Source organism: Nocardia sp. CA-135398, assembly GCF_050955845.1.
GTDB lineage: Bacteria > Actinomycetota > Actinomycetes > Mycobacteriales > Mycobacteriaceae > Nocardia.
Map to the genome: position 1 here is coordinate 5110776 of NZ_CP192084.1, position 13568 is coordinate 5124343.

The 13568-nt window shown below is 65.2% G+C and carries 10 protein-coding genes; 6 read left to right on the plus strand and 4 right to left on the minus strand.

Annotated features, from left to right (window positions below; all coding sequences use genetic code 11):
• Positions 1-1211 precede the first annotated feature (1211 nt).
• Together ACQP1T_RS22250 and ACQP1T_RS22255 are read left to right on the plus strand one after the other, a co-directional pair.
• On the plus strand, positions 1212-2327 hold the full coding sequence (locus tag ACQP1T_RS22250) for a hypothetical protein (RefSeq protein ID WP_433754966.1): 1116 nt from the start codon (positions 1212-1214) through the stop codon (positions 2325-2327).
• The gene (locus ACQP1T_RS22255; protein ID WP_433754967.1) at positions 2314-6453 is read left to right on the plus strand and encodes an NB-ARC domain-containing protein; all 4140 of its coding nucleotides are present in this window, start codon (positions 2314-2316) and stop codon (positions 6451-6453) included. The genes ACQP1T_RS22250 and ACQP1T_RS22255 overlap by 14 nt, the downstream gene beginning before the upstream one ends.
• Before the next feature lie 3 nt (positions 6454-6456).
• On the opposite strand, the gene ACQP1T_RS22260 is transcribed toward ACQP1T_RS22255, so the two are convergent.
• Entirely contained in the window at positions 6457-6771 is a 315-nt protein-coding gene (locus ACQP1T_RS22260) for a CU044_2847 family protein (RefSeq protein ID WP_433709230.1), read from the minus strand.
• A 46-nt stretch (positions 6772-6817) separates the two neighbouring features.
• Here ACQP1T_RS22260 and ACQP1T_RS22265 point away from each other — a divergent pair, with 46 nt between their 5' ends.
• Positions 6818-7438 carry a glycosyltransferase gene (locus tag ACQP1T_RS22265; RefSeq protein WP_433754968.1) on the plus strand — a complete coding sequence of 207 codons (621 nt, stop codon included), beginning with the start codon at positions 6818-6820 and terminating at the stop codon, positions 7436-7438.
• A gap of 240 nt (positions 7439-7678) precedes the next feature.
• Here ACQP1T_RS22265 and ACQP1T_RS22270 read toward each other — a convergent pair whose 3' ends face one another.
• Positions 7679-8551, minus strand: a complete 873-nt coding sequence (locus ACQP1T_RS22270; protein ID WP_433754969.1) for an alpha/beta fold hydrolase — start codon at positions 8549-8551, stop codon at positions 7679-7681.
• A 45-nt stretch (positions 8552-8596) separates the two neighbouring features.
• On the opposite strand from ACQP1T_RS22270, the gene ACQP1T_RS22275 reads away from it, so the two are divergent.
• Complete coding sequence (locus tag ACQP1T_RS22275; RefSeq protein WP_433754970.1) at positions 8597-9373, plus strand: helix-turn-helix domain-containing protein; 777 nt, start codon at positions 8597-8599, stop codon at positions 9371-9373.
• 1 nt (position 9374) lies between these two features.
• On the opposite strand, the gene glnA is transcribed toward ACQP1T_RS22275, so the two are convergent.
• Complete coding sequence (gene glnA / locus ACQP1T_RS22280; RefSeq protein ID WP_433762310.1) at positions 9375-10808, minus strand: type I glutamate--ammonia ligase; 1434 nt, start codon at positions 10806-10808, stop codon at positions 9375-9377.
• 324 nt (positions 10809-11132) lie between these two features.
• On the opposite strand from glnA, the gene ACQP1T_RS22285 reads away from it, so the two are divergent.
• Together ACQP1T_RS22285 and ACQP1T_RS22290 are read left to right on the plus strand one after the other, a co-directional pair.
• A complete protein-coding gene (locus ACQP1T_RS22285; protein ID WP_433754971.1) occupies positions 11133-11393 on the plus strand; it encodes a fatty-acid--CoA ligase in 261 nt (86 codons plus the stop codon).
• Positions 11394-11412: 19 nt separating this feature from the next.
• Positions 11413-12579, plus strand: coding sequence for a PucR family transcriptional regulator (locus ACQP1T_RS22290; RefSeq protein WP_433754972.1), 1167 nt, complete (start codon positions 11413-11415; stop codon positions 12577-12579).
• A 49-nt stretch (positions 12580-12628) separates the two neighbouring features.
• Here ACQP1T_RS22290 and ACQP1T_RS22295 read toward each other — a convergent pair whose 3' ends face one another.
• Positions 12629-13450, minus strand: coding sequence for a helix-turn-helix domain-containing protein (locus tag ACQP1T_RS22295; protein ID WP_433754973.1), 822 nt, complete (start codon positions 13448-13450; stop codon positions 12629-12631).
• Positions 13451-13568 lie beyond the last annotated feature (118 nt).

Consider the following 13568-nt stretch of genomic DNA (forward strand, 5'->3'; position numbering starts at 1 on the left):
ATGCTGGAAACAGCATCGCGTTCCATACCGGACATCAGCGCCGTCGATGCAAATGCGGTATCACCGCCAATCGTCGCTCTACAAATGTGCGCCCAAGCGTCACTCGGTCACGAAGAAGTCAGCGATCCGCCCAACGCGTCCCTGCCACTATGCATTATCCATCGAATCGAGATCACGTCCTTCTTGCTACCCATTGCGTCCAGCCGTTTCCGCGGAGCGCATGAACGTCCAGACCCAGCGCCTGGATAGTCGAATGTAATGCTGCGGAGCGAACGGCTTCTACCGATGTACGTGATATTTACGAACAAAACACACCACTCTGGAATTGTAACCATAAGATGACAGAACCGATCTTCCATCATTCCAAATCCGCAATTCCGTTTTGCTATCGCAGCAACCTGACAGATAACCGGCAAGACCATTCACGCAGCTGCCGAGACAGCACTCTGAAACTTATACGAAATACCTATTTCTGGCCCCAGCGCGAATTCGATAGACTATCGCGAACCAACCGATGACGTCGCGCGGGCGCACCGATAGGGTGCCGACCGTTCATCGAATTCGACGGCTGAAGCGTGGTGATGGGCAATTCCGGTCGGAGCGGGCCGGATCACTATCGAGACGGCGTCACGGAAGGGCCCACGCCTTGTGCGCGCGGGCCTGCCGGATCTCACCACCCGCGCGCCGGGCCGCGCCTTCGGACTTTCCAAACCGAACGGCCCGCCACCCGCGGTATGGCCGGACGGTTTCGGACCAGTGGGCGGAGTTGTGATCATGCGGCCCCAAAGCTCTGGCGGGATTCAGTGTGGGTGCAGGGGTTTCGGCCCGTGGCGTATCGAGCTTCGGCCTCCATACCGGATGCTATGGCGTTGTATGTATCGAAACATCCGCCATACCGGGCCGAAATATCCGTATACCAGCCAAGGCTCGTCAACACGGTGTGCCTCGCGCTGCCGAACCCGGCGCGGCGTCACACTGGCCCGATGGCTGGCGGAGATCTATCAAGCTCTATCGGGCTGTGGTCATGCAGTACTGCCTGTATACACGGCTACCGGCACTGGCCGTCGGTAGCCCAACCGCAGTCCACACCTCGACATTACCGCCGGCAGCCTCGGCGACCTGCGCCATGGTCCAGTCGAGCAACCGGTTGGAGCGCTCGAATTCATCGACGGCACAGCGCATTCACCCGCGCCATAGGATCATGAGGAGCTGTGGACGAATGCGCCGTGCTGCGGGTACCGAGGTTCCGTGTGCTCGCTGACGGCATCGTGACCGACCCCGTGGCTGTCGCACGCACACCGGAGTGCGTGGATGTTGTCGCGATCGATGACCGAAACCGGCTCTGCCATCTCGTCATAGCCGGTGATACGGCAAGGAACGTCGAGCGGATGGAACTGCCCGCCCGGTCCGTTGGCCGCCCGACCATCGGGTCTTGGGGCCCCGATCGGTTGGATGTGTTCGTCCGTGATGTCGAGACGCGGTTGTGGCATTACGAATTCGACGGTCGCTGGGGGCCGCCTCGGCTGGCGAGATCCGCAGGGGCGGTATCGGATGCGAGCTTCGTCAGTTGGAGCCGCGGCCGCTTCGATGTCTTCAGCACGGGCGCGGACGGCGTGCTCGAACACTATTGGTATCAGCAGCCGATCGGTCTGATGGGACCGGAGAGCCTGGCTCGTCCTGTGGTCGGACAGCCCGCCGTGGTGGTTACGAGCTTGTATGGGCTGGAAATCGTCGCGCGCGACAGCTTCGACGGAGTGTTGCGCCGCCAGTATCACGTCCCCGAGGAGCGAACACACGAGTGGACCTCGACACCGATGCTGCCCGGCCGCACCACCTTCGAGGTCGGTCCCGATGTCGCGCCCTCGACGGGGGAATCGCTGCGCTGTACCGGTGATCCGACCCTGGTGTGGTGCCGGGGCATCGGTGCGGTCGAGAACCGTCTGGTTGCCTTTGCGCGGCAAGAGGATCGGCTTGTCCAATTCGAACCCGGGCCCGACTGGCAGACCGGTCGCGGTAATCGCGTACTGGCTGTGTCGGCGGTGACCTCGGATCCCGTGGCGGTCTCCGCCCGACCCCGCCGCGTCGATGTGTTCTTCGGGGTGTCCGCGGGAACGGTTGGCTGGCTCACCACCGACACGGGCGATTCCTCGGTACGCCACCGCGTGCTCGACGATGGAATCGGCTCGGTCGGCCGCCCCGCGGTGTGTTCGAGTCGATCGGATCGGCTGGAACTTTTCGTCCGTACGGCGGCGGGCGAATTGCGCACCGGTCGGTGCGAGGTGAACGGGGAGCAGTGGAACGGGGAGCAGTGGAATGCCAACGCCTGAGTGGCGGCGCGCATTGGTCGCGATCCAGTCCGCCGATGGTGCGACCTACGGCGCCGGATTCCTCATTACCGAGCGGCATGTACTGACCTGCGCCCACGTCATCGGCGATGCCACCGGAGCGGATGCTGCGGCCGACGCGATGCCAACCGAACAGGTGCTGGTGGAGTTCACACAGGTGCCTGGCGGTGAACCGATCGAGGCAACGGTGGCGGCCTGGTCGCCGGTCGATGATGTACACACCGGTGATATCGCGGTGTTGCGGCTTGCGAGCGCCCCGCCCGCCGCCCCGATCCGCCTCCTGGACTCGGATTCGACAACGTTGTGGGGGCATTCCTTTCGCGTCTACGGATTCCCGGATGGCCACGACGAAGGGCTGTGGGCGACCGGTGTGATCCGGGATCGGGTGGGTGGTGGCTGGTATCAGCTCGAGGATGTCAAGGTGCCCGGTTCGGCGATCGAAGGCGGCTTCAGCGGTGGCGCGGTGTGCGACGACCTGGCCGATGGTGTGGTCGGCATGGTGGTCGCTCGCGACCGTGCCGCGGCCCGCAAGATCGGCTTCATGCTGCCCGCGGCGCTCATCGCTCCCGTAGTGGCGCAGTTCGGCGTCGAGCTCGGGTCGGCCGGATCGGCGATGGGTCTGCTGTCCAATGTGCCGCCCATACCCACTCAGTTCGTCATGCGGTCCGGGACATCGGAGGTCCGCGCCGCGCTCCTGGCGTCGGCCGAGGACGGCGCGCGGGTCGCTGCGGTAGGCATGGGTGGTGTCGGGAAATCTGTTCTCGCAGCGGCCGTCTGCCGCGACGAGCGGGTACGGACCGCTTTTCCGGACGGCATAGTCTGGGTGGAGCTGGGCCCGAATCCAGTGACGCCGACCAGACAAGCGCAGGTGGCGGCGGCCTTCGGGCAGCAAGGTGTGGTCTTCGCCGACGCTCAGCAGGGTAAGGCGCTTCTCACGCAGTTGCTGGCGGGGCGGCGTTGTCTGCTGGTCGTCGACAATGTCTGGGCGGCACAGGATCTCGGCGATCTCGATGTTGTCGAGGCGCCTGGACGGCTATTGTTCACCACCCGGGATGCCGCCATCGCGCGAGGGGTGGGCGCGACCTGCTTCGAGGTCACCGGTCTGAGCATCCGGGAATCGCTGAGGTTATTGGCGCGGTGGGCGCGGCTCGCGGTTGAGGAACTACCGCGGGAAGCGCTGGAGATCGCGGCCGAATGTGGCTATCTTGCACTGGCGATGGCGATGGCGGGCGCCATGATCGCTGGCCGCCCGGAGCGCTGGCCTGGAGTGCTGCGCCGATTACGCCAGGCCGATCTTGCCAAGATCGCCCAACCGTTCAGCAACTATCCATACCCAGATCTTTTGCGCGCAATCAGCGTCAGCGTCGATGCCCTTGATCCTGTCGATCGCGCCCGCTATCTCGAACTCGCGGTATTCGACGGCAGACATCCGACCATCGGTGCGGCACAGACGCTTTGGCAGCAGACTGGACTCGACGACCTGGACGTGCCGGAGCTGCTCGACCGCCTCGCCGACCGATCGCTGATCCATCTCGGGAGCGACGGCCGCTTCGGGATCCATGATCTGCAAATGGACTACGTGCGCCACCAGGTTTCAGAGCCGTCGCATCTGCATCGGCGACTGGTCGAGGCATATCGAGAGCAAGCGCCGGGCGGTTGGCAGCATGGCCCGGATGACGGCTACTTCTATCGCAACCTGCCGCATCACCTTGCCGCGGCCGGCGCGGGCGAAGAGCTGCGCGCGCTGCTGTCGCATCTGGCGTGGTTGCAGACGATGCTGTGGGCCACCGACGCGACGGAGCTGATCGCCGCCTATCGGCTACTGCCGCAGTCGGATCCGGTCGCCACCGTCGGCGACGCGTTGCGGCTGAGCAGCCATGCGCTGGCTCGCGGTAGGGCGCAGCTGCCCGCCCAGATGGTCGGGCGTCTCGGTGAGTCGGAGTGGCCTCGAGTTCGTGAACTCGTTGCCGCAGCGTACGACTGGTGCGGCGAACCCTGGCTTCGACCGCGGGCCGCAAGTTTGACGGCCCCGGGCGGGCCCCTGCTGTTCACGCTGGTCGGGCATACCAGTCCGATCCGTGATGTCGTGCTCACACCCGATGATCGGTATGCGCTGTCCGGCGGCTGGGATGGCGCGGTCCGCGTCTGGGACCTTGCGGACGACGGCCGTGAACGCTATGTGCTGCAAGGGCATTCGGGGGGTGTGTGGAAGCTTGCGGTATCCGACGACGGCCGCTATGCGATGTCCGGATCAGCCGACGGCACCATTCGCGTGTGGGATCTCGCCGACGGGAGTTCCCGGCATGTACTGCGCGGTCACCAGGCCGCAGTGTGGTCGATCGCGCTCGTTCCGGGCAGCACATTGCTGGTGTCGGCATCGGTCGATACGACAGTGCGCGTATGGGATTGGTCCCTCGGCCGGGAAGTCGGGGTGCTACACGGACATACAGGTATCGCGTACACGGTACTCGCGACGCGTGGCGGACGGACGATCGCATCGAAGTCCGAGGACGGCACGCTCCGGATCTGGGATCTCGGAACTTGCACGCAGACATGGTGTTTCGACACAGGTCAGCGCGGTGTCCAGTCGCGCGCGATGGCGTTGACCGATCGGCACGCGCTGTTCGCAGGCGACGACGGCACCGTGTACTGCTGGGATCACCGTGACGGATCGGCCGTATGGATCGATCGGGATCCCGGCCGTGGTCAGGTGTGGTCCGTCGCGGCGACACCCGACGGCGGACATGCGGTGGTCGGCTGTGCGTCAGGGGAGGTGCTGTTACTGGACCTCGCAACCAGTTCCCCGGCAGTCGAAGTCGGTCTGCACAGCGGGTGGGTCGAGATGGTGGCGGTGGCTCCGGATGGATATCAGGTGCTGTCGGGCGCCGACGACGGCATCCTACGGTTGCGCGATCGCCGTATCGGGGATGAATCGGCACGGACGCTGCGTGGCCATACGGGGTGGATCGCAGTGGCCGCGTTCAGCTCCGACGGAACACGCGTGGTATCTGCCGCGAACGAATCCAGCTTGCGGGTGTGGGATCTGACCGTTTCGCCGACTCAGCGGGGCGCTCCGATGCATGCCGCGTGGATCGGGACGATCACCGTGGTAGACGACCACACGGTTGCGGCCGCTGCGGATGACGGATCGGTCTCGTTCTGGGACATGGCAACCGGACGGCGATCGACAGCTATTTCGATGACGGCCACCGCGGTCGCCGTCGTCGAGGTGGCGAATCTCGGGTGGATGGTGTTGGACCAGCTGGGTGCCGCAATAAGGCTGCCCGGTGACGCCTTGGGTGGTATCTCGAATCAGGCCGACATCGGCTCGGAGATCCAGTTCGATGCGACGGGCGAACCCATTCCCGGGCAAGTGGTGCGCCGCGCAGTCGCGTTGGACGCGGTGCGGGGAGCCGTCGCCCCGGACGGATGCCTGGTGGTGGCCTCGACCACCGGGATGCGGTTCTTCGGCCCCGCCGATTCGATCCGGGACCTCGACCTGGGAGCGATCGACGCCGAGCTGGCGGAGCCACCACGAATGCTGGTCGTCGAAGCCGATAAGCGCCACATCGTGGCCGGCGGCATCCGGGGGCAAGTCAGCGTGTGGGACGTCACGACCCGCCACCAGATCCAGACCTATCGGGGACGGGGCGGCCCGATCATCAGCCTGGCGACGACGGCCGACCAGGTCCTGTCGGGCTGCGTCTCCGGGGTGCTGTCGGCCTGGCGACTCGGATCCCCGGAACTGGTTTGGGAGCAGCAGGCGCATGATTCGCTGCTGACCGGCATTCTGATCATCGGGAACCGAGTCGTGACCGGTGGCGGCGACGGTGCGATCCGGTTGTGGCGACTTACCGACGGAGCGCTGATCGGCGTGCTCGCCGAACTCGGTGCACCCGTGCGCGCCATCGCAGCATTGCACGGGGGGCGGCGCATAGCCGTTGGCGCCGGTGACCTGCTGGCTGTCTACGACCTCGAATCCGGAAGCGAGGTGGCCTGTTTCAGCGGCGACGGCCGTATCACCGCGATCGCGCCCTTGCCCGACGGTGGAGTGGCATGCGGTGAGGCGGCGGGCGCCGTACACATCCTCACGTTGCGCGAAGAGTGAGCCTCATGCCCCCGGCTTCCACGACAGCTTCACCGTCAGATGGCCCTCGACCGACGTCTTGGCAATCACCGCGCCGGCCTCGGCGTTGAGCTTGATACCGAACTCCAGATCGACCGCGTCCGGCTTCAGGCTGCCGTCCCGGAACACCGCCAACGCGGCCGCCGCGGCCCGCTGGACGTCAGCAAGCGCATCCTCGAAGCGGCGATTCACCTCCACCACACCACCGCGACCGACCCGCTGCACACCGGAATCGGACGGATCCCCCTCGACCACGATCACGCCACCGTCGCCGGTACGGAAACGCAAGAGTTCGCTCATGGTGCAACGGTACCGGTGCTCTCTTGCGGCGCACTATCTTTGACCCATGATCGGAGTGATGCTCGGACTCGGCTCCTATCGCGATACCGCGCGGCTGAGCGCCGCCCGGGCACAGCGCATGACGGGGCTGGAATTCGTTGTCATCGAACAACTGCCGCGGAACTTCCCGCCTGATGCCTTCCTCGGATACGCCAAACTGTCGCTGTTCGATCTGGTGGCCGCCGACCACATCTGCTATCTGGACGCCGACGCGGTCGTGTTGCGCGACTGGCGGCCCGGCGCACTATCGGACCGAGCCGAGTTCATCTGTGTCCGCGACCAGTTCATCGAGCTCTACCCGGACTACGACGCCGACATCCCGCGCCCGACGTACTTCAACTCCGGCATGTTCATCGTGAATCGCCGCGCCCATCGCCCCGTCTTCGATCTCGCGACAACGCTGTGGCGCGACAACGCGCGACCGCTTCCGATCGAGGATCAGTCCGCCCTGAACTACGCGGTCCACACCCTGGGCACCCCGACCCATTTCCTGCCCGACGAATACAACTATCTGCGTGCTCACCTCGACGGCCGCGCCGCGGACCAGGGGGTGGTGGTCGCCCATTACACCCCGTCCGGGATCACCCACGCCCACCGCAAGCTCCTCGACCTACTGCGCGACCCATGAGCGTGTCGCGAAAGCCATTGGCCCGCTATGAATCAGTGCGAACGGCACCAGCCATGTTCGGGTCAGCAGGCTCCGAATCCGGTATGGGTGCAGCCAGTTTCATGCACCTGTATCTGCTGCGACGGATAGCGTCCTCGGACTGTGCCGTGACGTGGCTACCAGCGGTGTCGACGCGGGGTCTGCGATTCGAGTAGGTCGTGGGCGGGCGGGTGCAGTTAGACAACAATTTTAGTCCCTCGACTACTGAACGGCCGGGCGCAGGAGCCACGCGCGCAACGCCTCGGTGACCTCATCGGGGCGTTCTTCCATAATGAAATGATTGCCGCCGTCGATACGGACCAGCGTGGTGTAGGGGATTCCCGCGGCCAGTTCCTGGGCGGTGCGGAACGGGATGGCGGGGTCGCGGTCGCCCCAGATGACGGTCGTCGGGCAGCTGATCGAACCCAGTCCGGCAGCCAATTCCGGGCGAATTCGGACGCGATAACCGGACCAGAAGTGAGCGTTCCAGCGGCGACCCGACGCGGTGTCCAGTACGGCGAGGTATCGGCGCAGCTGTTCGCTGTCGAAGGATCCGTTGCGCACGTACGGTGCGAGACCGACGCGATGCACCCAGTGGATGGCCCGCGCGGTGATCAGCGGGCGCAGCGGTGCGATCCGTGCCAGCACGGTCAGCAAGCCGAACAGCACGTAGTACGGCGGCGTGAAAATGCCCTGGGCCCGCGAATTCAGGATCGCGAAGCGGCGCACCCGCTCCGGATGACGCTGCACAAACCCCAATCCGAGGAATCCGCCGTAGTCGTGACACGCCAGATCCACGCGCTCCAAGCCGAGCGCATCCAACATCCGGCCGATCCGTTCGACCTCGCTGTCGTAGTCACAACTCAGCGCCATATCCCGATCGGAAGCACCCCACCCGAGCCAGTCCGGTGCGATGACCCGCCGCGATAACGCGAGCGGCCCGATCTGGTGCCGCCATGCGGCATGGCTCTCCGGCCAGCCGTGCAGCAGCACCAGCGGATCACCCTGCCCGACATCGGCATAGCGCAACCGTGCGCCGTCGACCGTCACCTCCCGCAGCTCGAAGGTCGATTCCGCCTGCCCATCCAGCTTCATCCCTGATCTCCCGTCTGTCCTGCGACTCTCTGTATCGTCGCGGATATGGCGCGGTCGGCACTTCCAGAAACGTGCGCTCCCGAAACGGCGGTCACCTCCGCCCGGCTCTGGCTGCGCCTCGGACACGCGATCTATATCGGGCCCGGGATGGCCCTCGGCGCGCACTCCACCGCGATCGCCGGTCTCGGGGTCGGACTCGACGGCCCGTTTCGGGTTCGGGTCGCCGATGCGCCGGATATCACCGCCCGCAGCTTCCTGTTCCGCGCGCGCGTCACGCACCACATCCTGGACACCGATGTGCCCAAGCTCTTCTGCTTCTTCGACCCGACCTCGGAAAATATGGCCCGCTGCCTCGGCGGTATGCGACGCACCGTCAACGGATACAGCGCCGAGCACCGCAACGAGGAGGAGTTGATCGCGATGTGCGCCGACCCGGCGCCGGATATCGACCGTCTCCTCGAGCTCGCCAGCATCCCGGTCCCCACCATCCGCGATCCGCGCATCGCCGCCGTCGCGACGGCCATCCGCGCCGACCCGACCCAGCAGCAGCGCGCCGCCGAAAAGGCAAGTGCCGCAGGACTATCGACCTCCTACTTCCTGCGCACCTTCGCCGAACAGACCGGCACCAGTTTCCGCCGTTACGTGCAATGGGCGCGGATGCTGCGCGTCGGTAAGGCCTACGCCGCGGGCCACGACCTCACCCGCGCCGCCGTCGACGCGGGCTTCGCCTCTCCTTCACATTTCAGCGATACCTTCCGGGCGATGTTCGGTCTCACCCCCACCGCGTTCCTCACCATCAATGGCGAACTCCACATCGATTGACCTATACGTCGAAATAGAGCTCGAATTCGTAAGGATGCGGGCGGACGTTGATTTCGGAGATCTCGGTATCGCGCTTGAGCCGGATCCAGGTTTCGAGTAGATCGTCGGTGAAGACATTGCCTTCGGTCAGGTAGCCGTTATCGGCTTCCAGTCGGTCGATCACGCTTTCCAGGCTGGGTGGCGTTTGGGTGACCTCGGCGGACTCCTCCGGGGTCAGCTCGTAGAGGTCCTTGTCGATCGGGACGGGCGGTTCGATCTTGCGGCGAATGCCGTCCAGACCGGCCATCATCATGGCGGCGAAGGCCAGGTACGGATTGCCCGAGGAGTCGGGGCAGCGGAATTCCAGACGCTTGGCCTTCGGATTCGCACCGGTGACCGGAATGCGCACGGCCGCTGAGCGATTGCGCTGACTGTAGACCAGGTTGACCGGGGCCTCGAAGCCGGGAACCAGGCGCTTGTACGAGTTCACGGTGGGATTGGTGAATGCCAGCAACGAGGACGCGTGCAGTAGCAGTCCGCCGATATAGTGCCGGCCCAGATCGGACAGTCCCGCGTATCCGGATTCGTCGTAGAACAGCGGTGTGCCGTTCAACCACAGGGACTGGTGCACGTGCATACCGGAGCCGTTATCCCCGAACAGCGGTTTGGGCATGAAAGTGACGGTTTTGCCCTCGGCCCACGCGGTGTTCTTGATGATGTACTTGTACAGCTGCAGATCATCGGCGGCGGCCAGTAAGGTATCGAATTTGTAGTTGATCTCGGCTTGGCCCGCCGTACCGACCTCGTGGTGGCCCTTCTCCAGTTCGAACCCGGCGTTCTGCAGGTTCGTGCACATACGGTCGCGCACATCGACATCGGCGTCGTACGGCGCCACCGGGAAATAGCCGCCCTTCGCACGCACCTTGTACCCGCGGTTCATCGTGCCATCCGGATTGTATTCGACACCGGTGTTCCAGTCGGCGGAGGACGAGTCCACCTCGTAGAAGGCGCCGTTCATCTTGGTGTCGTAGCGCACGGAGTCGAAGATGTAGAACTCCGCTTCGGGTCCGAAGTAGGCGGTATCGGCGATGCCAGTGCTCTTCAGATACTCCTCGGCCTTGCGTGCGACATTGCGCGGATCGCGGCTATAGGCCTCGTGCGTATGCGGATCGTGCACGAAGCAGTTCAGATTCAACGTCTTCGCGGCACGGAAGGGGTCCAATTTCGCGGTGCGCAGATCCGGGAGCAGCAACATATCCGATTCGTGGATCGACTGGAATCCGCGCACCGACGAACCGTCGAAGGCGATGCCGTTATCGACCAGATCCGCGCCGAATGCGACGGCCGGTATCGAAAAGTGTTGTTGCACACCGGGAACGTCGCAGAATCGAATATCGACGTATTCGACTTCCTCGGCGCAGATGTATTCCAGAATTCCGTCGGTGGTGGCAGTCAAGGCTGCGCGCTCGTTCGACACGGCTTGCTCCTCGCTTTGGCGGCGCAGGGACTATCCGCGGCTGGCGAGGCGACCATCCCCTGACGACCGGACCCCGTCGATGGGGTCACGGCAGGTCCCCCTCGCCGAGTCTCACGATACGACTTGGACATCAATGGCGGACCCGAATTCGGGCGAGAAACGGACCGACCCGGCGTGTCTGCGCGGGCGACACAGACCGGGTGCGCGCGATCGCGACCGGCCTGGCCGCCGTAGGTTTGCTACCCGGCGACACGGTGGCGTTGATGATGACCAACCGCGCTGATCTGCCTCGATCCCGACCTGGTGCGGACTTTCGCGCAGCGCAACCGGCTCACCGCGACCACAGTCGCCGAATTCGCGAAGAATCCAGAGGTCTTGGCCGCAATCGAGCAAGGTGTGGCCGCTGCCAATGGCAAACTCTCCCGGGTGGAGCAGATCAAGAAGTACATCGTGCTACCCGAGGTGTGGGAACCCGGAAGCGAAGTTCTGACGGCGACCGGCAAACTCGAGCGCACCCCGATCGCCATTCGCTACGCCGACACGATCGAAAGCTTGTACGCGTAAGTCCGGGACGGAGAAGTCGATGACGCCAACGCGGACCCGGGTCGTGGAAGATCTGCACCGAAGAGCCGCATCGCTGGTCGACGGCTTCTACCGGAGCCTGCCGCCGTATCCGCGGATACCGCAGTCCCTGGTGGAGACCGACTTCGCGCGCGGCACGAAACTCAATGTCGACCTGTTCTTCGAATATCTCCGTCGCGGCACCGATCCATCCGAGGAGGACACCCGAGAACTCGTCGAGTTGGCCATGGACCGAATCCGCGACGGCACGCCACTGCCCGAGGTGCTGGACCGATATCGGCTCGGCTCGGCCTTCATCTGGGAGCGGCTGCGTGAATCGGCCACCGCCGCCGAGCAGGAACTGCTGCTGGACGCCTCGCTGGTGCTGCTGAAGTACATCACGCTGGTCATGACCCGCATCGCGGGCGCGGCCACCCAGCGCTCCCACGATCCACGCTGGGAACTGCTGGAACGCCGCCGCGGCATCGCCGACGCGCTGCTCACCGGGCGCGATCCGGTGGAGTGGGCCAATGATCCGGTCATTCCGGTCACGGACGCCTTCCTCGTCGCGGTATTTCGCCTGTGCGGCACGCGCGGCGCATCGGCGCTGCGGCACCGGGTCGAGGCTATTCCGGGGGTCTTTCTGCGACTGGACGCGGGCGGGTGGACCGCATTGATCCCGCTGCAACCCGGCGACGATGGCGCGGCCGCGATCACCGGTCTCACCGCGCGGCTACCGGCACATCGCCCCGACCAGGCGCCGCCCTACTGGATCGGTGTCGGTGCGGCGACGAGCCGAGCGGAAATCCCGGCGATCTTCGCCGAGGCACGGGTGCTTGCCGAACTGGGCCGGTGCCTGACACGTCGCGAAATTCTCTGCCGCAGAACGGATTTGCAGTTCGAATACACGGTGGCGGTCAGCGATGCGGCACGGCCCGGACTGGCGTCGGTGCTCACGCCCCTCGATACGCAGCCGATGCTCGCGGAAACCCTCGAGGTATTCGTAGACAGCGGTTTCAACCAATTGGCGACGGCACGCCAACTCAATGTGCATCGCAATACGGTCACCTATCGCCTGTCCCGCGTACACGAACTCACCGGCCTGGACCCGCATCGCCCTGCCGACGCCATGACCCTGTCCGCGGCCCGACTCGCCCGCCGCCTCGAATCCGCCGCCTTCGCTCCCTGACCGCGTCGCCCCCGACCCGACCCGCTGGCCATCGTTCGTCCGCTGGAGGCTAGGAGGCGTCGCCGAGATCCCAATCGACGCGGCGACTCAGCGCCGAGGGCGGCAGTCCGAAGGTGCGGCGGCAGGTGCGGGTCAGGTGCGAACTATCGGCGAAACCGGCGGCGTGGGCGGCGGCGGTGAGATCGTCGCCGGAGCGGACGCGGGTGATCGCCACATGTAGTCGGAGCCAGAGAATATAGGGCCGCAACGGAATTCCGACCTGTTCGGTGAACAGATGGGTCAGTCGGGTCGCGGAAATGCCGACCCGGCGCGCGACATCCGCGCCGCGGATCGGTCCGTCGCCGACGATGGACGGCAGCAATCGCAGCACCTCGGTCACCGCATCGTGACGCTCGTCCTCGATGCTGTGTGAATTGTCGCGTTCGAGATCGTCGACGACCTCGGCGACCAGATCGGCGAGTGGTTCCCGCTTCGGATCGATGGGCAGGGAATGTTCGCAGTCGGCCCACCCGTAGGTGTGGGCTCTGCGGTCGGCGGCCGCGCCCGCGACGGATTCCGGATCGAGGTAGATCGCAGTGCCGCGCTCTGCGCCGGTGGCAATGCGATGCGGTGCGTCGGCGGGCACGATGACATGCGTCCCGCGATGCCGAATCCCGCTCGCATCCACCACAACCACCGGCGTCGACGCGGAGACCACTTGGACGGCGTGATGGGCGTGCAATGTGGTCGGGCCGATGCTACCGCCGAAGGCGAGTACGCCCGCGCGCAGCAATGCCGTGCCCTCCCAACGCAATTCACCGGGCGACCCGGAGACATAGCGCACGGAACGTGGCGAGGTGGATGCCCCGTCGGTAACCAGAGCCTTCATCATCGGATGCTCCCGGGTGACTGCGAATCCCGAATCGGATCCCTCACGGAGACTAACCCGGCCGCACGGCCGCTGTCAGGGTAACGGCGACGCGATCGAGTGCTCGAGCCCGGCCGCCACC